Origin of the sequence: Paenibacillus silagei, assembly GCF_017874735.1 — a bacterium.
Taxonomy (GTDB): Bacteria; Bacillota; Bacilli; order Paenibacillales; family Paenibacillaceae; genus Paenibacillus_AQ; species Paenibacillus_AQ silagei.
Genome location: NZ_JAGGLV010000003.1, coordinates 286,109 through 308,555 on the forward strand (window position 1 = coordinate 286,109; position 22,447 = coordinate 308,555).

Sequence of the window (22,447 nt, forward strand, 5' to 3'; positions counted from 1 at the left end):
ATGAACAGCATCATTACAGGTACCCATATAGTGAAAACTTACGGTAAGGGTGCAGAGCAAGCCATGGCATTGAATGGAGTAGACGTAGATATAACAGAAGGTGAATTTGTTGCCGTAATGGGGCCCTCAGGCTCAGGCAAAACCACACTGCTGTTCGCACTCAGCGGCATGGATGAGATTACTGAGGGAACCGTGAAATTTGGCGATACTGAACTAGCCGGGCTCCAGGGAAATGCGCTTGCCGATCTTCGCCGGACCCGCATGGGCTTTATTTTTCAACAGCCCACGATGCTGAGGAACCTGAATCTGCTGGATAATATCATGCTTCCCGCCGTGCAGGACAGCAAGAGAAATACAGTGGAACTCGTGCAAAAAGCGAGAGACCTAATGATCCAGACAGGCATTGCCGGGCTGGAAAACAGGGATACTACTGAGGTATCTGGCGGGCAGCTCCAGCGGGCCGGGATCTGCCGCGCACTAATCAATACGCCGGAGATTCTGTTTGCCGATGAGCCAACTGGTGCGCTGAACTCGAAGACGGCAGAGGACATCATGGGGCTGCTGGTGTCGATCAATCAAGCGGGCACCGCCATAATGCTTGTGACTCATGATGCGAGAGTCGCCGCCAGGGCGGACAGGGTTCTTTTTACGAGGGACGGGAATATCGTTTCCGAACTGATACTGCCAAAGTTCAGCGGCGGGGAGCTGGAAGCGAGAGGGGAGAAGGTGGTTGCACGGATGGCGGCTGCGAACATTTAGTTTCAGCATCTTCACGTGGAATGGACGGAATTTCCACCGCGGCTGGAACCTTACAAATACCTGACGCATATTGTATGGTTATAAGCCTATCAGGCTGCAACGGGAAAGGAAGTGGGTGTATGGCTGCGGGGATATTAAGATATTTTGCAGATGGGAATACGGCTCTTGGCTACTTCAGTTTGTTCGAATCGAATCTTCAAGGACTCCGGCGGATATTTATCTTGAAAGGCGGTCCCGGTACCGGCAAATCCTCGCTGATGAAAGCAATCGGCGCGGAATGGGCGGAGCGGGGATACGCTATTGAGCTGATCCATTGTTCATCCGATAAGGATTCCATTGACGGGGTCATTATTCCGGCGCTTGGCGTGGGCATTGTTGACGGGACGGCGCCCCATGTGATCGAGCCCAAGGCTCCCGGAGCGGCCCGGGAATACGTGAACCTGGGGGAAGCGTGGGACTCGGCAGCGCTTATCGGCCAAAGGGAGATCATTGAGGAGCTTAACCTGAAGGCTGCGGATGCCTATGTGGCAGCGTACAGCAGATTTGCGGTGGCTCTGAACATTCATGACGAATGGGAAAAGATGTACTTCGAGCATATGGACTTCGGCCAGGCGGATCAATTAACGGCCCGGATGCTGGAACAGTTGTTTGGCGAAGCGCAGCTTCAGAGGCATGCTGATGTGAAGCACCGGTTTTTGGGCGCAGCAACGCCGGCAGGATCGGTTGACTTTGTACCTAATTTGACCGAAGGGCTATCCAGACGCTTCTTCCTCAAAGGCCGGGCCGGAACAGGCAAATCAACCATACTCCGCAAAATCGCCGCCGAGGCGGAGAAGAGGGGCTTTGATACGGAAATCTATCATTGCGGATTCGATCCCCACAGTCTGGATATGGTTATTGTGCGTGAGCTTGATTTTGCGGTCTTTGACAGCACCAGCCCGCATGAATATTATCCGGAGCGGGAAGGAGACGTAATCATCGATACGTATGAAGCTGTTATTGCACCGGGAACGGATGAGCGCCTCGCCGGACCGCTGGAGGAAATAAGCGCACAATATAAGGCCACAATGAAAACGGCAATAGCCGCTCTGGCAGAGGCCAAGGTGCACCGGGATGAATTAAAGGAAATTTATATCGCCGCAATGGATTTTAGCATGGTGGATGCGGCCAGGAACCGGATTTCCGCTGAACTGGCAAATATGCTGGCTTAGCACTTACAATGATCCGAACCAGCTTTGGGGCTTACTCGGCGGAGGCACTTGCCATCCGTAGAGTAAGCCTTTTTCGGCCTGAAAAGCGAGCGTCTCCTCCTGCTCAGAATACCAAGCGAGAGGAGAGAGTGTGCTAGCCTGGATGACGGCTGCGGGTATTTAGTTCAGGTACGAGAACAATGGATTGTTTACGCCACATAGGTCTGATACGATAGATAGACTTGAGAATAATTGACCGGGCAGGGTCTGGGTTTGCAGGAAGGGGGATATCATGCAGATATACAGGAAAGTCCTGGCCTACATCACGTATAACGATAAGCTGCTTGTCTTCACGCACCGGGATGCGCCGGAGGCCGGGGTTCAGGTCCCCGCAGGAACGGTAGAACCAGATGAGAGTGTAGAAGACGCGCTGTATAGAGAGATCGCGGAGGAATCAGGCATTGAGCAGCAGGAGTTGCGGCTGGTCAAGCATCTGAAGACATATCTCTACTACGCAGAACATAAACAGCAGCGGCATGAACGGCATGTATACTGGCTGGAATTCGTGCATGAGCCGCTGCCCGCCTGGGAGCATAGGATATCAGCAGCAGGGGAGGATGCGGGCCTTGTATTTGACTATTACTGGGTTCCGGTGCAGGAGGCTGTGCTTGCCGGCGGGCAGGGGTATTGCTTGGATATAATGCAGTGACACGCTATATAAAAGCTCTCAGAGAATAATGAAAAGCGAGAAGGAGCGGAGGGGAAATTTGGAACTGTAGGAGCGGTAGCGACCGCCTTTGTCACCGGATTTCTACCGCGAACAGCGGTTTAAATCAAGAAATCTGGGGACAACAGCGGCCGGAAGTCCAAATGTTCACCGCAGTGACGATTACGCTTTCTAGTTCTTTTCTCTTGAGCTTTTTATAATCACACACAAATGGGGACAACAGCATGATGAGGATGTTCAGACATAAGGGTTATTTTATCGGAGTGCACATTGTATTGTGTATTTCCTTGTTCTCCACACTGTACGCGTATTCTCCGGTGATCCGGGTGAAGGTGAAGGAGATGATCGAGCCGGCGGACAAAGTCTATACGATTGCCCATCGCGGCGCATCCGGTTATGCTCCCGAGAACACGATACCGGCCTTCGAGCTGGCACGTGAGATGGGTGCCGACTCGATTGAGCTCGATATTCATTTGACCAAGGACCTGATTCCTGTTGTGATCCATGACGAGACGGTTAACCGTACCACGAGCGGCAAAGGTTTTGTGAAAAATATGACCCTGGAGCAGATTAAACAGCTCGATGCAGGCTCATGGTTCAATCAGGACTACCCGATGTTCGCCAGAGATCTATACACAGGGCTTACCGTCCCAACGCTTGAAGAAGTATTCGAGACATTCGGCAAGGACATCAACTATATGATCGAAATCAAGGAGCCTGCATCGAAGTTCGGGATCGAAGCGATCCTGAATGATACGATATTGAAATATGATCTCGCCAAAAGGGTGTCCGTTCACTCCTTCAGCGCAGCCAGTCTGAGGCAGCTTCATTCCATTAACCCGGATATTCCGCTATACCAGCTGGTATGGAATGATTATGCGGCTACGAGGGTGACTCAGTCCTATCTGGATACCGTGAAGACCTATGCCGTAGGCATCAGCCCGAATTTCCAGGGAATCAGCGGGGCTTATGTGGCTCAAGTGAAGCGGGCGGGGCTCAAGATCATCCCGTATACGGTGAACTACCAGCTCAATATGGATAAAGCCTACTCCTGGGGAGTAGACGGAGTGCATACGAATTATCCCGACCGCTTCCTTGAAGTAATTGCCGCCAACAGGGCAAATGCCAAATGGTAGGAGTGGATCTCTCACATTTAGGTGGAAAAACAGTATATTAAGTGCCCTTTTTTCAACTGTTCCCTGGAGAGGGCTGTTCTGTTCATGAGCAGGTGGAGAAAATCCACCTGTTTCTGGCGCGGCTCCTAATGGTGCTTAAAATGCACTCAACACGATATTCCGCAGCTTGCGCGTAATGGGCAGAGTACCGGAATCCTTCTTCTGGATCATGAACAGGATGGTCAGGCGTTCCAGCGGACAATTGGCAAAATAAGCTCCCAGCCAGCCGTCCCAGCCGTATTCTCCCAGGCTGCCGAGCCCTCCGGCTTGACCCGGATCGGTCAGGATGCGCATCTGATTGCCGTAGCTGTAGCCTTGCAGCGAATGCCAGGGATTGAAGCCTTGCTGCTGCGGGCTGGTCAAGCTGGCCGAGGTCATAAACTGAACGGTGCGGGGCTTCAGCAGCTGCACCCCGTTCAAGCTGCCCTGATTCATCAGCATGGTGGTGAATTTGGCTGCATCCTCAATCGTCGAGACCAGCCCGGCTCCGCCTGCCTCGTAAGCTGCCTCCCGGTCCATATGATGATTAACGCCCAGAGGACTCTCCGAAAAGGGTATCAATCCGCCTTCACCATCATCCTGGTAGACAGAGGCCAGCCGCTCTCTCTTGTCTTCGGGCAGCCAAAAGCCGGTATCGTTCATTTGCAGCGGACCGAAGATCTCCTGCTGCAGGAATTCGCCGTACCGCATGCCGCTGACGACTTCAACTAATGTACCTAGAACATCCGCAGAGGTTCCGTACTGCCAGGAGGTTCCCGGCTCGAAGGCCAGCGGGCCTTCTCCCAATCTGTTGGCGAATTCCAGTGTGCTCATCGGGTTCGTGCCAAGCAGGCGGCTGTTCAGTTCCTGGTACAGCGCCTCCGTATACTGACCCGCCAGGTCGTCGGCTCCGCCGTAGACCAGACCGGAGGTCATGTTCAGCAGGTCGTTAATATCAACCTCACGAGTTACGGGCACAAGCTCCCCGTTCTTCCCCACCTTCTGATTTTTAAATCCAGGTATGTACTGGCTGACCGGATCGAACAGGTCGATCTCCCCGCGCTCCAGGAGCAGCATAACGGCTGCGGCAGTAACCGGCTTCGTCATCGAGTAGAGGCGGAAGATCGAATCTCTGGACATTTTGCGTCCAGCTTCAATATCGGCATAGCCGTCTTCGTGATACCAGCTTTCTTGTCCGTCCTGAATCACCATGAAGTTCGCACCGGCGATTTCCTTATTGGCAATGCTTGCGCTCAGCGCTTTGGTGATTAGACGGGTAGTGTTTGAATCCAGCATCTCTAGGTCTCCTTTGGTATGATCCGTTATCTATATTCCAGGGTGAATAGCATTTCACATAGAGAATATTATACGTCTTTCAGAGTGAAATGTAAGCGCATTTCAGTGAAAAAATTGAATAAGTATAGTTTTTCGTTGCTTCGCTTAATTTAATGTTACCTTCCTGGTCATCTATACTAACGGAGAGACTAATACAGGGAGGGAATATTTTGAAAAAGAGAACAAGATGGCTTGCGGCGGTTCTTACTTTTACAATGCTAATCATGTCGCTGACTGCACTTGGATTACCGGCACAAGCTGGAGCGGTTCCGATTCCGCAATCCTTCGCCAAGGGCGCAGATGTCAGCTGGCTGCCGCAAATGGAAGCTGAGGGCTACAAATTCTATAACGATCAGGGAGACGAGGAGGACCTGCTCCAGATTCTAAAAGATCACGGAATCGATTCGATACGCCTCCGGGCTTTCGTCAATCCATCCGATGATCCGATCAACGGCCATAACAGCACCGAAGAGATGGTTACGCTGGCCTCCCGTGTAAGCGCTCTCGGATTCAGGGTGATGGTCGATCTGCACTACAGTGATTCCTGGGCCGATCCCGGGAAGCAGGTTACTCCGGCCGCCTGGGCCAGTGATAATCTGGAGCAGCTCAAAGCACATGTCTCAGAGTACACCACAGAGGTGATGCAAGCGCTGAAGACTGCGGGGGTAACCCCCGAGTGGGTGCAGATTGGCAATGAGATTAATAACGGGATGATGCATCCGCTGGGCAGCTATAGCAATACTGCGAATCTGGTGGAATTGATCCAGGCGGGATCACATGCGGCCAAGGCTGTTTTTCCTGAGACCAAAATCATTATTCATAGAGCCAACGGGGCAGACACCGGTGTAGATCCGTTCTATGCAGGTCTGGTCGAGGCGGGTCTTAAGGACAGTGATTATGACATTATCGGGTTATCTTATTACCCGGATTCTATCTACACTTCTTCTATTAATGAACTATCCTCCAACATGAATCTTCTGGCTGCAAAATATGGCAAGGAGGTCATGGTCGTCGAGGTTGGCGGCGATGTGAGCAAGAATGTGGATAATGTATACAACATGCTAGTTGCTGTGCAGGATGGCGTGAAGGCTGTACCTGGAGGCCAGGGAACAGGTGTGTTCTATTGGGCACCCGAGGGCGTCTACTTCGGCTATGGGCTGTCTGCCTGGAACCCGGACGGGAAGCCTTCCTTCGCGATGGATGCTTTTATCGACGGTGCTTCGGCAATCAACCGGGTACCCGTTCAGTCGGTAAAAGTTGAGAAGCAGACTGCTATCCTAGAAGTAGGCGGAACCGGCAGCGTTAAGGCAACGATCAGCCCGGCGAATGCAACCTATAAGGGGCTAACCTTCACCAGCTCGGATGAAGCCATCGTCAAGGTAGACAAGTATAAAGGAACCATCTCCGGGCTTGCTGCCGGGACCTCTACAGTAACAGCGGTTACGTATGACGGCGGATTTACAGATTCAACGGAGATCACAGTCTCGCCAAGCACAAGCTTCATTCAGAATCCAGGCTTCGAGGACGGGCTGAACGGCTGGACCGTAAGCGGCGATAGCGCGGCGGTCAATGTGGAGTCGGATGCCCATTCCGGTTCGGCTGCACTGCACTACTGGAGCTCAGGGGCTGCGGAATTCCAAATCTCCCAGACGGTCACCGGACTTGAAAATGGTACCTATCAGTTATCCGCTTGGGTCTCGGGCGGGGGAGGGGAAGAGACGGCAGAGATTTTTGCGGGCAATCAGAAGCAGCCGTTCGTCAACACAGGCTGGCAGCAATGGAGTAATCCAACCATCGATACCGTTGAAGTTACAGATGGAACGCTGACACTAGGCGCTAATCTGAAATACGCTGGAGACAAGTGGGGGAATATTGATGATTTCAAGCTGGTCAAAAAAGCCGGAGCCGTCAGCACCAATAATCTCACGGTGAACGGCGCTAAGTCCGACTGGTATCTGAGCGGCACCAAGCCCGCTACCTTCGGAGACAGCAATGCTTCAGGCGGCTTCGATTACGGGGATGACAAGCCGATTAACTTCAGCCTTACTCATGAAATGACCGGACTTGCGCCCGGAACCTATACCCTCCAGGCCAAAATCTTTGGGGACAAGGGTGAACCTTCTCCCGATTCGGTAATGTATGTGATCTCCGAGGGGCAGACGTATTCGGTGCCGGTTACCTATTCAGGCAGCGCCTGGCTGAAGCCCCGGACTCTGACGCTAAAGCATGTGCACATTGGGGAAGACGGCAGCGCATCGCTGGGCTTCAAAGTCCTCACGGACTCGGATAATCATTACGGCTATCTGCAAGAGGTGACCTTCGTGCGCAATAGCACAACTACACCTGAGGTTCCTAGCGAACCAAGTGAACCGAGTGAACCGGTAACACCTCCAGTAACGGAGCCTGTAACACCCCCGGTCACAGAGCCGGTGACACCTCCGGTAACAGAGCCAGTAACGCCTCCGGCAACGGAGCCGGTGACAAGTCCGGAAGCCAGTTCGGTACCAAGCCCGACTACGGCACCAGGAACGGGCTCCGGTTCAGGCTGGACAGCTCCGCTGGCAACAGCACAAGCTTCAGCTGCACCGCAAGCTACGCCGCAGCCGGAGATTCTGACTGTAACTGATCCGAAGGTGAATGCCCAGAACCAGATTGTGATTCCAATCGCTGAAGGGCAGAGCGAAGTAAGAATTCCCGCTGACGCTGCGGCCCTTAAGGGAATAGCCGCTCTGAAGGTGGAAGGCAAGACAGTGTCTGTAGAGATTCCAGGCAAGGTTCTTGAGCAGCTTCAAGCGTTGGCAGGACAGCAGCAGAAGGGCTCGATGATGTCTATCGTGCTTGAGCCATCGTCACCAGAGCAGAAGACGGCCTGGATACTTCAGGCGAATAAGAAGAATAAGGCTGAACTGAGAACAGCCGGAGAAATGTTCAATCTCAGGCTGTCTGTGCTGAATCAGCAGGGAGCTAAGACTCCTCTGGTCTCGTTCGCGGAACCAGTCAGTCTTCGCCTGAAGCTTCAGGCGAACGGCAATCCGAAGCTCGCAGGTGTGTATGCCACGGCAGACGATGGAACGCTCGAATATGCAGGCGGAACCTGGGAACCGTCCGTATTGACTGCACAGGTACGGCAATCCGGCAATTATGCTGTACTGGAGTATGACAAGAGCTTTGCAGATGTGACTCCGGCGGATTGGGCCTACTCAGTGATAAAAGAGATGGCTGCCAAGCATATTATCGAGGGCGACCGGGAAGGACACTTCGCTCCGAAGAGAGAAGTGTCCCGGGCCGAATTCGTTACGATGCTTGTCCGTGCCCTTGGGCTGAAGGCGGAAGGCCTGCGTTCGTTCGCTGACGTAGACAGCAGCAAGTGGTATTCGGGCGATGTGGCCGCCGCTTTTGCAGCCGGAATCGTTAAAGGGGACTCCACCGGCAAATTTGCCCCCGAGTCGCATATTACACGGCAAGAGATGGCAACGCTGCTTGTGAGAGCTTACGAGTTACATTCGGGAAGTCCGGCTCCGGCAGGTTCCTTGCCAGCTTTTGCCGATGCCGCCAAGATTGACAGCTGGGCTAAGGAAGCCGTAAGTTCCGCCGGTTCACTGGGCTTCATCACGGGGACTCCGGACGGATTCCTCAAGCCCCTGGCCAATGCGACGCGCGCAGAGTGTGCGAAGGTATTGAGTGTGTTGCTTAATCCGTAGGCCGGAGGATAACAGCATAAGTATAGTAGAGCAGCAATTCTCCTGATAATGGGGGGCGCTGCTCTTTTTTTACGGTATAGGAAAATGCGGGGGCGAGGGAGGGCAGATGGGCCGAACGTATGCGAAAAACCGAATACATTGGGCAGCGGCTTAGGCAACAGTAGGGGGGCCGCGCGCTTCCTAAAACTGAAACAGCTTTATTCTCGCTTGCAGCTCCGCTCTTACTTCATCCGGCATTTCCTTCACCTTAAGGTCATCGCCCAGAAATAACAGCCAATTCTTGACTTCCTTCAGCTCCTCCGTGCGGTTCACCTCGACTTCCATTTTCAGGATAGCGGTAGTTTGGTAGGGGTTAGTATAGGACAGCGTCACCCTGAACGGGTGATATTTCCGGTATTGGGCAATGGCCCGGGGACCGAGTTCCAGGACAAGGTTGTTCTTCACTTGCTGCTTGCTCAGCTTCTCTTTAATTTTTTTCGCGCTTGGCCTGTTGGAGCCCGGGTAGGGGATGACATCAGTTAGCTGATCAACCGGGATGATCCGTTTCCTGGAGGCGTCCAGGTCGAAGCCCTCGATGAGCCACAGGCTTTTCTGCTGATAGAGACGTAAAAGATACACAGCATAAGAGATATCCTTCTGGTCTTCCCGGCAGGTGATGAACAGATAACGGTCCGCCAGCAGGAGCCGGATCAGCTTGTCCAGCATAGGGTGGGGGAGATCGGACAGGTCCAGCAGATCAGGATTGCCCGGGTGGGTGCCCTCGAACAGCAGGATCTGATTGAGAAGAACAAGCTCCTCCTGCTGATTCTCCGAGATGAGCCCCAGTAATTTCTCCGTCAGCGACAGGCGGCTCTTGAGATAAGGAAGCTGGCCGTTTCTTGTCGCCATGAAGGCAATGAACAGCGCTTTGACCTCATTATCCGTGAACCGGACCACGGGAAGAAGAGAGTTACGCATAACGGAATACCCGCCATCCCGGCCCACCTCTGCAACCAGCGGCATTCCGAGCGCCTCAATCTCCCGGATATCCCGCTGGGCGGTCGAACGCGAAATATTGAATTCCCGCATGATTTCCGTCAGGGTAAAATGGGCACGATTGTTAATGTACCGCATGATGATGTTGATCCGTTCTACTTTTTTCATCGCGGCTCCTAAACAGGTTCATTTTTTGACATGGTTCAAGGTTATCATATACATAGCAGGTGAGGAACACAAATATGAATAAAGGCGGGATATAACAATGGCAGGGTATACTATCGAAGAGAAAGACAGCTTTACGGTGATTGGTCTGGGTGTTGATCTTAAGAGTGATTACACGGACTATGCCGGGATTCATAAGGAGAAGATGGATTTTTGGCAGGCGGTCAGTGAAGATGGCAGGCTCGACTTGTTAAAAGGGCTTGCGGCGAATGACTATGTGTTTGTGGTGAACGAAGCGGTGAACGGCAAGATGATGCATTATGCCGGGGTAATGGCAGGTGCAGCCGCACAGATTCCGCAGGAAGCCCGGGTGATTCAATTCCCGAAGGGGGAATACCTCGTAGTGGCAGGCGAAGGAGCGACAACGGAGGAATTAAGCAATACTTTGACGGGCCTGGCCTTCGGACAAGCTTTGCCGCAAGCAGAAGGATACGCCTACGTGGGCGGGCCGAATACGGCTGTGGAGATGGGCCGGAGGGACGGCTCTCTGTATGGTGAAATGTGGATTCCTGTACTCAGAAATTAATAATGTAATGGAGGATACGTAACTATGCCATATACAGTGGATTTCAAAGAGGTGTCTTTGCAAGGCCTGGAGTCATCGCCTGTTGCTGAAGCGCTGGCGGGTCTGCGTGCGAATGAGGCGCGGTATTTCATGAACAAATATAAGCATGAATTCACAGTCGTTCCTGCCAGTGAAAGCCAGGAGACGCTGGATTACGTGAACGGGATTCTGAGCAAGGAGCGGGGTCTTGAGTTTGCTGCCAAGCCACTCCAAACCTCGCAATTTCAGGTTGAGAACATTCGGTTCGCCTACGTTTTCTATGAGGATGGCCTTGCCCTTAACGTAATGTACACGGTGGATGATCCCAAGAAGCGGGCGGTCGGGTTCAAGCTCTCCGAGGGGATGGAGGTTCCGGCGGAGCTGGCGGACAAGTTCAAGTTCGCGCGGCAAAAGTCGAAGCTGGCTGGAACGATCCGGGGTTCGTTCTTTGTGATTAAGGGAGAGTATTAATAAAAATCCCCACAAAGTGAAGTTAAGCTTCGGAGTCTATTCAGATAATTTGCGGGGCCCCAAAACCATATACATTCTTGAACGGCCATAAGGGGCTGCCAATCTGGCAGCCCCTTGAATCGTTCAAATCTCCTCCGCTGTGTACGTCTTCTGGGTGCGGAGGACCGGGAAGAACCGGTACATCCAGAGCACGGTAATAATCAGGGTGCCAACTCCGCCGATCACGGTTGCAGGCACGGCCCCGACCAGCCCGGCCATCGTGCCGGACTCGAATTCGCCAAGCTGGTTCGAGGTGCCGATGAATAACGAATTCACTGCGTTCACCCGGCCCTGCATCTCCTGCGGCGTATTAACCTGCACCAGTGTCGAGCGGATAACGACACTCACGACATCCGAGCCGCCGATCAGAACGAGCGCGAACAAGGACAGCCAGAAGCTGTGGGAGATGCCGAACAGCATCGTGGCCAGGGCGAAGACGACCAGCGAGGCGAATAGCATCCGGCCGATGGCCCGTTCCACCGAATAGCGGGTCAGGATGAGTGAGACGATGATCGCGCCTACCGCCGGGGCGGAGCGCAGCAGGCCAAGACCGAGCGAGCCGGTCTTCAGAATATCCTCGGCGAAGATCGGCAGCAATGCCGTGGCCCCGCCAAGAAGTACAGCGAACAAGTCCAGCGAGATTGTACCCAGGATAATCTTGCGGGCGAAGACAAACCGCAGGCCGCTGAGGAAGGTGTCCATGCTGACCGCGTCCAGCTTCTTGACGAAATGAACAGTCTTGACGAAGAAGATCAGCACCGTAGATACCAGCAGGGCGGCAAGCGAGGCGATATAGGCGGCAGCCGTACCCCAGACCACGAGGACACCCCCGAGGGACGGGCCGACGATCATTGCCGTCTGCATAGCAGATGCAGACCAGGCCGCTGCCTTAGGTAACTGCTCACGGTCCACGATATCGGGGACCAGCGCCGCCGAGGCCGGACTCTCGAAGGTACGGCACGCGCCAAGGACTGCTGCGGCTGCCAGCAGGTGGACCGCGCTGAGCCAGCCTTCAATGCTGCCGAGGACAAGCAACAGCACGATGAGGCACTCTGTAAGCTGGCACAGGAACACAATGGTTCGGCGGTCATAGCGGTCTGCCGTCTGTCCGGCAGGCAATGTAAGCAGCAGCATGGGCAGGAATTGGGCCAGCCCGACCAGTCCAAGCTGGTAGGCGCTGCCGGTCAGCGCATACATCTGCCAGCCAATCGCCACCGACAGCATCTGGAAGGCACTGGTGGAGAAGATCCGCGCGATCCATAGGCGCAGGAATGAGCGGTTATGCAGTACAGACGAGCGTGGAGTATTCGCATTCGATGTATTCAGTGTATTCAATGGGTGTCATCCTCCAAGCGATTAGAATCGGGTTCAGATTCGGGGGCCGGCTTCCGCCCGCGCATCTCAGGGTGTTCCTGGAATATTAAGTCGTAATTCTTGCCGTAACGCGCCTCCAGCTCCGCGGCGAAATCCTGCTCTATGCGCATCATCACGACATCGTGATAATAAGACGTCTGAAGCACATCCAGCACAGCCGGATGGTTGCTCTCCAGCGCCGAAGCCTGCGAATGGCGGGTGAAGCTGCCCAGAAGCGAGGTCTCTTTATCCAGCAGGAGCGAGAAGTTCCGGGTGGTCTTCGGTCCGCCTGCCGGCACGCTATGCACAATGACACGCGACAGCGCTGTAGGTATGTCACCTATCACCATCAGGTGGACGGCAATGCCCCGTTCTTCGGCGGCAAGCAGTGTGTCTTCTATCCGGTGCAGATCCTCCGCCCAGATATCTACCAGAATCTCTGCGCTGGCATTGGCAGCAAGCCGCTTTACCGCCAGATCCACCTGAGCATCTCCCTTCCAGTTGCTGAAGAAGGGAGGTACAGCAGGCAGGTGGCCCAATTCGTTCTCCAGTAGGTGGGCGGTGCGCTCAAATTCCGCCTGAAGCAGCTTAACGACCTGCCGGACCGGAATGGCAGCGAAGGTCACCGGCTCGCCTTCGACTGTCCGGCAGACTCCTTTATCGACCAGACTGCGCAGCGCGGCGTATACATTGGACCGGGACACGGACACCTGCTTGGCGACCTCATAGCCCGAGGAGGGCGGCTGGCCGTGTAGCGCCAGGTAGCAGCGGGCTTCCAGATCGGATAAGCCGAGCTTGCGTAATGCTTCAATCATGGGGGAACCGCCTTTCTGTGAAAGTAAGTATTGCTTCGTTGTATTTAGAAGTATTTCAAAATACTACTCCGATCTCAAAGTGCTGTCAAGCAGCAATTCGCGTCCGTCCGCAGCACCGAGCGTCTCACAAAAATGATTACAGTCGGGTGAAATCAGGTAATAACTCTCAAGACGGCTTTAAAAGCCGATATGCAAGAGAGTCTCGACTATAAACCAATGACAGGATGAGGACTTATGCGAAAAGCAATTCTGACTACCATGCTCATCTCCAGTCTGTTAATGGCTGGCTGCGGCAATAACGGGGCGGCAAATGGCGGTACGGCGGCTACTCCAGAGACCGGACAAGCAGCGACGGCAAGCCCGGAGGTTACACCCGAGGTCACGCCGGAACCGGCAGCTGAGGCTACCGCAGAGCCCGCACCGGAAGCAACGGCACAGGCACCAGCACAGACGACCGCACCAGAAACCACGCCGAAGGCCAGTGCGGCGGCGGGGGATTCGCAGCGGCAGACTTATTTTGACAAGCTGGATAAGATTGAAGAGGGCCTTAGCGATCTGAAGGCAATGTCAGACAGCGGGGTCATGACTGATATGAAGGAGGCCGCCTCCAAGGAGCATGAGCGCTGGGACAAGGCGTTGAATGAAATCTACCAGGCGCTAAAAGTGCAGCTTAACGAAGCCGATATGGTGAAACTGAAAGAGGAACAACTAAACTGGATCAAGGAACGCGATAAAGCAGCAGAGGAAGCGGCTGCCAAGTATAAAGGCGGAACGATGGAGGGGCTGGAGTACGCGGCGACCTTGGCATCCGTGACGAAGGAACGTTGTTATAAGCTGGTGGAGTTGTATATGAAGTAATTCAAGAGCGCAGCGACTCTCTCGTAAGGAGGGCCGCTGCGCTGTTTTTTGACCATTTTCGTGACTGTACAGAACCTGTGAATTAGGTAATCATACTACAAGAGCATCCGCACAAAAGGAGTTAGTAGATAGTTAGGAGCAGAAATTGGGTGATAAGTGTATTCGGTGCAATTAAAAACAGTAAAAAGGAAGGAGTTTCTCTTCTAACTGTAGTCTATACAACTAAAACTGCCCGAAAGGGTGAGAACCGAGTTTTAGAGGTGTTTTAGATGTACGGAATACAGCTAAATGGATTTTCGGCGGTACATCAGGCGATATAGTTGTACGTAATGCAGCTAAGCCTAGTACTTCCGCATACACCTTAATCAGGGCACGATAAACCTTACGCAAGTGACTGGGTACATCTGTTTTCACTAGCTTAAATCCATTAACTTAATCAACCTGTGCCCGCCTAAGCAAGAATTGATTCAAATCCCCTGAATATCCTCTGGACACCAAAACACCCTGGTTAACCAATGCCCGCATTCTACTGAGTATAAATGAAGTGCCCAAGAACTGACGTGAGACTTCGAACACCCGGATGAAGACACTCCCTGCACTAACGTATCCCTTCCTGACCTGATTGCGCTCTTGCTCCAGTTCCAGTTCAATAACGGATCTAAGGATTATCTCATCCAGCGCACTTTCATCACAGCTAATAATGGCCCCATCTTTCCACAGACGCAGCATTTGATTTTCCTCAGCCAGCCTCAGCCAATCCGATTCATATCCCCTTCTCTGATCAGATGCAAGCGGGACGCCTTGACTATATTTTTTCACGATAAGCAAGTAACTCTCACGATCGATTGCGCCACTATAAAAGGGTACGAAACCATCTGAGCCATGAATCCCTGCTGATTGATATAGCTCAGTCACATTAACTATATGCACCGGCTGTATGCGATCCCGCAACACATGCAATACGAAACGCAGGCCGGTCTGGTCATGCGCATTATCCGCCACCCATATGATGATGCTGGCATGGTGCGGGATGCTCTTCACAGTCTGTACCATACGGACAAGCTGATTCTCTTGATTGTGCTGCTGACTAAGGCTGTAATTCTCATCACGTTCCATCATCCATAGCTGCCTGTTCTGCATTCCGGTTATGGTGTCCAAGCTTGATAAGGGCCCAATTGAGAATGACTCATTAAAAGCCAGGACTTGGTTTGTCTCACGTATGCCGAGGGCACTGAGCGTTACTTTTAAGGAACCTGCATCCGACATGCCGAAAAGAATATGTACATATTCTTGATTCATTCGTTCATTTGAAACTCCGTGTGCCTTTGCCATAAACACCCTCCTAACCAAACATATTCACCATGATACCACATATTGTAATCTTGCTTGCCCCTCATAAAAGTCGATTCTAGGCTGAAAGTGCTTTTTTTTGAGCAGAACGGATCCCTATTATTTGTTACGCTCCATATGAATGTTACCAGGAAAGGAGGCGGGAGCGCTCAAGCTCAAGCTGGAAGACAACTAGGAGAGCATCTGCACAAGTTTCCCCTGATTTCTAAATTGATTTTAGAATAATAGGAGGAGTTAAGCCCATGGGTAGAAAAAAGAGGTCTGTTCAGAATTCATTGCTCACATTCTTATTATCCTGTCTGCTGGTCTTACCGCTTGCTCTCCCGCCGGCACCGGCACATGCAGCTTCTACCGGAAATCTTCCTGCCAGGCAGGCAGAATATCTGGACCGTGGCTTGGTGGCGGTTCTGACCGATGGCGGCGTCTTTGTGAGCTGGAGGTACTTGAATACGGATTCGGATGAAATCGCTTACAACGTCTATAAGAACGGGATGAAGGTGAACCCCGCACCGATCGTAGACTCTACCAACTATGTGGATACGACGGGTGCAGACAGCTCGCAATATCAGATTTCTACGATTGTTGCCGGGAAGGAGGAAATGCAGCCGGAGCGGGCGGCAGTGTGGCATAACTCTTATCTGCCGATTCCGCTGGATAAGCCTGCTGATGGCCGGACCAAAGACGGGGGGACGTATTCCTATTATGCCGGAGATGCCTCTGTTGGGGATCTGGACGGGGACGGGGAATATGAGATCGTTTTCTTGTGGAGTCCCAGCAATTCTAAGGATAATTCACAAGCCGGCTATACCGGGAACGTCTACATCGATGCGGTCAAAATGGACGGCACCAAGCTCTGGCGCATTGATCTTGGCGTGAACATCCGGGCCGGGGCGCACTATACGCAGCTGATGGTGTATGATCTGGACGGCAACGGCAAAGCCGAGGTGGTGGTCAAAACGGCAGACGGCACCAAAGACGGTCAGGGTACAGTCATCGGTGACGGCACCAAGGATTACCGCAATGACGGCGGATATATCCTGGACGGGCCGGAATATTTAACGCTGTTCGACGGCCAGACCGGTGCTGCGGTGTCCACCGTTGACTATGACCCGCCAAGGGGCAATGTCAGCTCGTGGGGAGACGGATACGGCAACCGCGTCGACCGTTTCCTGGCCGGGATCGCATACCTGGACGGCGTGAAGCCGAGCGTTGTAATGGCCCGTGGCTATTATACAAGAACAACGCTTACCGCCTACGACTACACGAATGGCGCATTGGTGAAGCGCTGGAACTTCGACACGAACGAAGCTGGCGCACAATATGAAGCACAGGGTAATCACAACCTCAGTGTGCTGGATGCAGACGGTGACGGCCGGGATGAGATCATGTACGGTGCGCTGGCGATTGACGATGACGGCACACTGCTCTACAGCACCGGGCTTGGTCATGGAGATGCGATGCATGCCGGGAAGCTCGATCCGAACCGGGAAGGGTATCAGGTTGTCAGTGTGCATGAGCATAAGGATGCTGCTTACGGACTGGAGATGCGCGATGCTGCTACAGGAGAGATCCTCTGGGGACAATTCACCGGCAAAGATACCGGGCGGGGAATGTCAGCAGATATCGATCCGGAGCATCCCGGTTATGAGTCTTGGGCATCCACGATTGTGAATGGTCAGATGGACCCGTTATCCCGCGGCTATGCAGCGGACGGTGAGGTGATTTATGAACAGAATGAAGTGCCGCGAAGTGCGAATTTTGCGATCTGGTGGGACGGGGATCTTCAGCGGGAACTGTTCGACCACGACTGGAACAACACTACCGCGCAAGGCATTCCGCTGATTTATAAGTGGGATTACCGCAATAAGCAGCTGAAGGAGATTCTCCGGGCAGCCGGTTCATTGACCAATAATCATACCAAAGGCAACCCGGCCCTTCAGGCGGATCTCCTGGGCGATTGGCGCGAGGAGCTGCTGCTGCGCAGCGAAGACAGCACGGAGTTCCGGCTCTATACCACCACGATTCCAACCACCTACAGAATTCCAACGCTCATGCAAGACCCGGTGTACCGGCTGGGAATAGCCTGGCAGAATGTAGCGTACAACCAGCCGCCGCACACCAGCTTCTACCTCGGAACGGAGGCCACGGCATTCCCAAAAGCAAATCTTACACTGACCGGCGCGCCGCAACCGCTGGAGCAGCTCTACCACTTCGGGTTCGGTACGGAGCCGCCAGCAGGAACAACTTCTGTGCAGGCTACCCCTTACACGGAGGGAACGGGATATGGTTTCGAGAGCATAAGCGGAATCACTTTGGGTTCGAGCCACGCTTCCCTGCCGGAGAACACCAAGTTTGCGGTGGACCTACAGGATGCCAATTACAAGGTGACGCTCAAGCTGGGCAGCGGAGACAGAGACTCAAGTGTAGGGGTCAAATCTGAATTTGTGCAAAAGCTGGCGCTCACTCAAATCCGTGCCGGCACACCACTGCTCTACTCCTATGACATTGCAGTGGTGGACGGCCAGTTAGAGTTTATTTTCTCCGGCACGGCTGCCGATGTGCAGGAGATCAAGATTGAGAAGTACCCGCAGAAGACGCCGGGAACCGGAACAACCATCTATATGGCTGGTGACTCGACGATGCAGTCCTACAGCGGAATGCAGGCTCCGCAGGAAGGCTGGGGCCAGCAATTCAGTAAATACTTCAGCAGCGGAGTATCGATCCAGAATGATGCCATCGGCGGCAGAAGCAGCAAGTCGTTCATGGTGGATGGCCGTCTGGATAGTATCCTGCAGCGGATCAGGCCGGGCGATTATTTCTTCATCTCCTTCGGCCACAACGATGCCAGCGCGGGCATCCCTGACCGTTATGCCTCTCCGGCAGATTATGCAGCGTACTTGACCCGCTACGTGAACGGAGCGAAGCAGCGCAGGGCCACTCCGGTTCTGTTAACGCCGGTAGGACGCAGGGACTTCAATACGGTCACTCAAGAATTCAACGTAAGCTTTCCGGAATATGTGAAGGCGGCAAAAGAAACAGCGGCTGCGCTGAACGTGCCCCTGATCGATCTGAGCCAGCTCAGCATTGCGGAGTATAACCGTGTCGGCCTGGCCGCTACGGAGAAGCTTTTCCTGTATGCCAATCCTGGCGAATACCCGAAATACCCGAACGGGGTCAGCGATAATACCCATTTCAGCACGTATGGCGCACAGGTCATTGCCGGTCTGGTGGCGGGCGCAGTGAAGGAGATGAACCTCAGCATATCCCCGTTCGTGATTGATCCCGGTATTACCGAGCCGGAGCCAGAGCCGGAGGTGCAGCAGTATGCGGAGGACTTCGAGGGTGACCCGGCCGCAGCACAATATTCGATGGTGAATGCTACTGGCATTGCCGGAACTATGGCGGGGACGGTTACAGAAGAGAACGGGAACAAGGTATTGTCTGTGACGGGTTCCGGCTCCGGCAACCGCGCCAAGGTATTCCGCCTGTTCGATGCGGTGAACGGCGACATTGTGAATGTCGATTTCAATTGGCATTCCGGCAATGTGGGCGCTGTCCCGTCGGAGGGGCATTTAAGTCTGCAGGATGCCAGTGAGAATATTATTTTCACCCTGTTCACCAAGACTGGAGCGGCAAGCCCGAATACGAACATTCATTATTTCACCGGCCCGTACACACCAGACTATGGTACCGGCACCACTGCCATTCCAGGGGGCGGAACCGCTACGACTATTCCCAAGAATCAGTGGGTGAATATCAAGCTGAAGATTGATTTTGCTGAGAAAAGTCTGGATCTCACCTTGACCAGTCTCTCTAACCCAAGTGTCACCCAGACGATCCGCGATATTCCGCTGAGTCCGGGAGTCTATGACAATAACGTCAGGGGCTTGCGGTTCCTGGGTACGCGAAAAGGAGGAGGAGGTACGCTGAATTGGACCACCCAGATTGACAACGTGAAGATTGAGGGTACGAAGCTTCCGTTGGCGGCAGGCGATATGACGGCATTGATTGCGCTGCATCAGGAAGTGAAGGCTATCGATCTCACATCCTACACGGAAGCTTCTGTAGCTGTGGTGCATAGAGCCTTGAACGCTGCCGAGGCGCTAATCGGGACAACAGCCTCGCAGGCGCAAATCGATCATGCTGTGAATATGCTTAAGGTTGCACGCGACTCACTAACCCGTGAGCCTGCGGGTGATGTAAGCACGTACTCATTTGATTTTGGCTCCGGCAGCGCAGCAGACGGCTATACGAAGGTGGATGCCAAACGGGCCTACGTGGAAGGGAACGCATACGGGTTCGCCGACACCGCGCTGGTCCAGGACGAGAACCGGGGAACCGGCAACCCGCTGACAGAAGACTTCACCCGTGTGAACGGCACCTCGTTTCTGGTGGAGATGAAGCCGGCGAATTACCGTGTGACGATGACCATCGGGGATGCGCAAGAAGTGACCCAGACCGGTGTTACAGTGGAGCAAATGAACAAACTGCCGGCTGCCACCATCCCCTCAGGCCAATTCAAGGAAGTGACATATGATATCGCCCTGATCGATGGCGTATTTAATTTCAGCTTCTCCGGCAGTACGCCGAAGATCAACGCGCTGAAGATTGAGCGGCTGCCGGAGCAGGGCGTGGCCGATAAGCCAACGCTCTATCTGGCGAGTGATTCCACAGTGGCCAATTATGCGGAGAGCTACCGTCCGCAGGCCGGATGGGGCGAGACGCTGGGCCGTTATTTTGACACAGAGAAGATCAGTATTGATAACAGGGCAGTCGGCGGGCTAAGCAGCAAAACCTTCCTGAACGGCGGATATCTGAACGAGATTCTGCTAGGCATTCATGAAGGGGATTATCTGTTCATGCAGTGGTCGCATAATGATTCCACACCTTCCCGCCCGGAACGGTATCTTACTCCGGAGCAGTTCAAGGTGTATCTGAAGGATTACATTAACGGCGCTGTGCAGAGAGATGCGGTACCCGTGCTGGTTACACCTGTCAACCGGAGGGATTTCAGTGGTGAAGTGCTGAACAAAAGCTTCCCGGCATACGTACAGGCGATGAAGGAAACGGCGCATGAGACGGGCACGCTGCTGATTGATTTGAATCAAGCGAGCTGGGAGTATTTTCAGGAGCTGGGCACAGAGGGCACCAAATCCATCTTCATGTGGACGGGAACCACGGAGGACAACACCCATCTGCAGATGAACGGTGCGATTAAGGTATCGGAGCTGGTAGCGGGGCTGGTGAAGGAGCTGAATATTCCGTTGTCCGCCTTAGTTACTCTGGAAGGAGAGCAAACGGATCAGACCCCGCCGCATACGTCTGCGGCAGTGAAGGGGGCTGAGCAGAACGGCTGGTACACATCGGCGGCGGAAGTGACATTCACCGCGAGCGATGAGCAATCCGGGATTGACCAGACGTATTTCAAGGTGAATGGCGGGGAGCTTCAGACTGGCAGCAAGCTGACGATAAGTGAGGAGGGCAAGCATACTCTGACCTATTGGAGCGTGGATAAAGCGGGTAATAAGGAGACCGAGCAGACACTGGCAGTAGCGGTTGACCTCTCGCCTCCGGCGGTAATTATTCAGGGAGAGGCACAGTATACGATTGACCAGCAGGTCGAGATTAGCTATACGGCTTCCGATTCGGTGTCCGGTGTTGCGGAACCAAGCGGCGAGTTGCTGAATACACCTGCGTATACACTTGAACCCGGTCTGCATAAAATAACGGCCACCGTCAGCGACCTTGCTGGCCGTGAGACAAGTGTGGATTTCAGCTATAGTATTTACGCTACGTTTGCGAGTCTGGCTGAATTGACCCGTGCCTTCGCGGGTGAATCGGCAGACCCGGGTGCAGCGGCGCTTGCAGAGCAGCTCGCCAGTAAGTTAATGCTGGCGGAGCAAGTGGCGGGGGCGCGTGAAGGGGCGAAGGCCAGAACGCTGCTTGCAGCATACAGCCAGGAGGTCAGCTCTGGGGCCGCTGCGGCTTTTACGGTGGAACAAAGGAATGTGCTAACGAGATGGGCCGCATGGATCAGTCAGGGAATACCGCTCGCGGACAGCGCTCCAGGTATGCCGGTGCTGTCAGATAATAACGGGCATGATACGGGGCTGCGGGACGGCGATTATGCGGTTACGATGAATCTCTGGTGGGGCAACAATGGCACCGGCTTCAAGCTCTATGAGAATGGCGAAAAGATTGAAGAAGGCGCTCTGACAGACCAGTCACCGTCCGCCCAGTCCGTGCAGATTGATATTGCCGGCAGACCGAACGGGACATACGTCTATACGCTGGAGCTCAGCAATCTGCATGGATCGGTGACGAGCGCACCCTTGACGGTGACGGTCACCGATGCTTCTCCTGGGCAAGCGGTATTATCGGGTGATAACTGGGACGGGGACGGCAGCTATGCGGTGATGATGAATCTGTGGTGGGGGACGAATGCAACGGAATACCAGCTGTACGAGAATGGAGTATTGGTTGATACACAGACTCTACAGGCGCATACCCCGGATGCCCAATCCGCAGTCACTGCAATCTCCGGCAAAACCCCCGGAACCTATGAATACGAAGCCGTCTTGCGCAACGCAGCAGGCGAGACCAGATCTGCGAAGATGACAGTGACTGTAGGGAAGTGAGCGGCTGGCTGAAGACCGGATGATGCGCTTGATCGTGTGAAATTTAGTGGAAAAGCCCGGGGAACCGGGCTTTTTTGTGCTTCGAGAGATACATCTCAAGGCTTGGTCGGAATGGGGATGGAGGAGAGGCAGGAGGAGCATTAGTGCCCCAGAGTTATGCGAAAGTAGGCGGCAATCGTAAATGAAGAGCAAAAGTGCACCTGAATCCAGCGAATGCGGGCCGGACGGGGCAAATATAGTGCACTAGTGCCCCCGAATGTACCGGATACGAGCAAAACGAGCAAATAAGGAGCACTAATGCACCTCCCTACAC

14 protein-coding genes are annotated in these 22,447 nt (G+C 53.7%); 9 read left to right on the forward strand and 5 right to left on the reverse strand.

What is annotated here, in order from left to right; translation table 11 throughout:
* The 4 genes from J2Z70_RS06710 to J2Z70_RS06725 all read left to right on the forward strand — a co-directional run bounded on the left by J2Z70_RS06710 (position 1) and on the right by J2Z70_RS06725 (position 3,812).
* A complete protein-coding gene (locus J2Z70_RS06710; RefSeq protein ID WP_209870743.1) occupies positions 1 to 759 on the forward strand; it encodes an ABC transporter ATP-binding protein in 759 nt (252 codons plus the stop codon).
* Between the two features lie 119 nt (positions 760 to 878).
* Positions 879 to 1,970, forward strand: coding sequence for a PRK06851 family protein (locus J2Z70_RS06715; RefSeq protein ID WP_209870746.1), 1,092 nt, complete (start codon positions 879 to 881; stop codon positions 1,968 to 1,970).
* Positions 1,971 to 2,241: 271 nt separating this feature from the next.
* Entirely contained in the window at positions 2,242 to 2,658 is a 417-nt protein-coding gene (locus J2Z70_RS06720) for an NUDIX hydrolase (protein WP_209870749.1), read from the forward strand.
* A 251-nt stretch (positions 2,659 to 2,909) separates the two neighbouring features.
* The gene (locus J2Z70_RS06725) at positions 2,910 to 3,812 is read left to right on the forward strand and encodes a glycerophosphodiester phosphodiesterase (protein WP_209870752.1); all 903 of its coding nucleotides are present in this window, start codon (positions 2,910 to 2,912) and stop codon (positions 3,810 to 3,812) included.
* A 135-nt stretch (positions 3,813 to 3,947) separates the two neighbouring features.
* On the opposite strand, the gene J2Z70_RS06730 is transcribed toward J2Z70_RS06725, so the two are convergent.
* The gene (locus tag J2Z70_RS06730) at positions 3,948 to 5,126 is read right to left on the reverse strand and encodes a serine hydrolase domain-containing protein (RefSeq protein ID WP_209870755.1); all 1,179 of its coding nucleotides are present in this window, start codon (positions 5,124 to 5,126) and stop codon (positions 3,948 to 3,950) included.
* Between the two features lie 209 nt (positions 5,127 to 5,335).
* Here J2Z70_RS06730 and J2Z70_RS06735 point away from each other — a divergent pair, with 209 nt between their 5' ends.
* Complete coding sequence (locus J2Z70_RS06735) at positions 5,336 to 8,866, forward strand: glycosyl hydrolase 53 family protein (RefSeq protein ID WP_209870757.1); 3,531 nt, start codon at positions 5,336 to 5,338, stop codon at positions 8,864 to 8,866.
* 180 nt (positions 8,867 to 9,046) lie between these two features.
* On the opposite strand, the gene J2Z70_RS06740 is transcribed toward J2Z70_RS06735, so the two are convergent.
* Positions 9,047 to 10,009 (reverse strand): helix-turn-helix transcriptional regulator, encoded by a 963-nt coding sequence (locus J2Z70_RS06740; RefSeq protein ID WP_209870760.1) that lies wholly within the window; start codon positions 10,007 to 10,009, stop codon positions 9,047 to 9,049.
* Positions 10,010 to 10,106: 97 nt separating this feature from the next.
* On the opposite strand from J2Z70_RS06740, the gene J2Z70_RS06745 reads away from it, so the two are divergent.
* Both J2Z70_RS06745 and J2Z70_RS06750 read left to right on the forward strand, forming a co-directional pair.
* Positions 10,107 to 10,592: a GyrI-like domain-containing protein gene (locus tag J2Z70_RS06745; protein ID WP_209870763.1), complete on the forward strand. Its 486-nt coding sequence runs from the start codon at positions 10,107 to 10,109 to the stop codon at positions 10,590 to 10,592.
* A 24-nt stretch (positions 10,593 to 10,616) separates the two neighbouring features.
* The gene (locus tag J2Z70_RS06750; protein WP_209870765.1) at positions 10,617 to 11,081 is read left to right on the forward strand and encodes a phage tail protein; all 465 of its coding nucleotides are present in this window, start codon (positions 10,617 to 10,619) and stop codon (positions 11,079 to 11,081) included.
* Positions 11,082 to 11,204: 123 nt separating this feature from the next.
* Here the strand turns inward: J2Z70_RS06750 and J2Z70_RS06755 are convergent, their stop codons facing one another.
* On the reverse strand, positions 11,205 to 12,455 hold the full coding sequence (locus J2Z70_RS06755; protein ID WP_143803563.1) for an MFS transporter: 1,251 nt from the start codon (positions 12,453 to 12,455) through the stop codon (positions 11,205 to 11,207).
* On the reverse strand, positions 12,452 to 13,288 hold the full coding sequence (locus J2Z70_RS06760) for a TrmB family transcriptional regulator (protein WP_209870768.1): 837 nt from the start codon (positions 13,286 to 13,288) through the stop codon (positions 12,452 to 12,454). Before J2Z70_RS06760 ends, J2Z70_RS06755 begins: the two co-directional genes overlap by 4 nt.
* A 234-nt stretch (positions 13,289 to 13,522) precedes the next feature.
* Here J2Z70_RS06760 and J2Z70_RS06765 point away from each other — a divergent pair, with 234 nt between their 5' ends.
* Complete coding sequence (locus tag J2Z70_RS06765) at positions 13,523 to 14,146, forward strand: lysozyme inhibitor LprI family protein (protein ID WP_209870770.1); 624 nt, start codon at positions 13,523 to 13,525, stop codon at positions 14,144 to 14,146.
* Between the two features lie 432 nt (positions 14,147 to 14,578).
* Here the strand turns inward: J2Z70_RS06765 and J2Z70_RS06770 are convergent, their stop codons facing one another.
* Positions 14,579 to 15,478, reverse strand: a complete 900-nt coding sequence (locus tag J2Z70_RS06770; protein WP_209870774.1) for a DUF1835 domain-containing protein — start codon at positions 15,476 to 15,478, stop codon at positions 14,579 to 14,581.
* A gap of 260 nt (positions 15,479 to 15,738) precedes the next feature.
* On the opposite strand from J2Z70_RS06770, the gene J2Z70_RS33610 reads away from it, so the two are divergent.
* Entirely contained in the window at positions 15,739 to 22,134 is a 6,396-nt protein-coding gene (locus J2Z70_RS33610) for a rhamnogalacturonan lyase family protein (protein WP_209870777.1), read from the forward strand.
* Positions 22,135 to 22,447 lie beyond the last annotated feature (313 nt).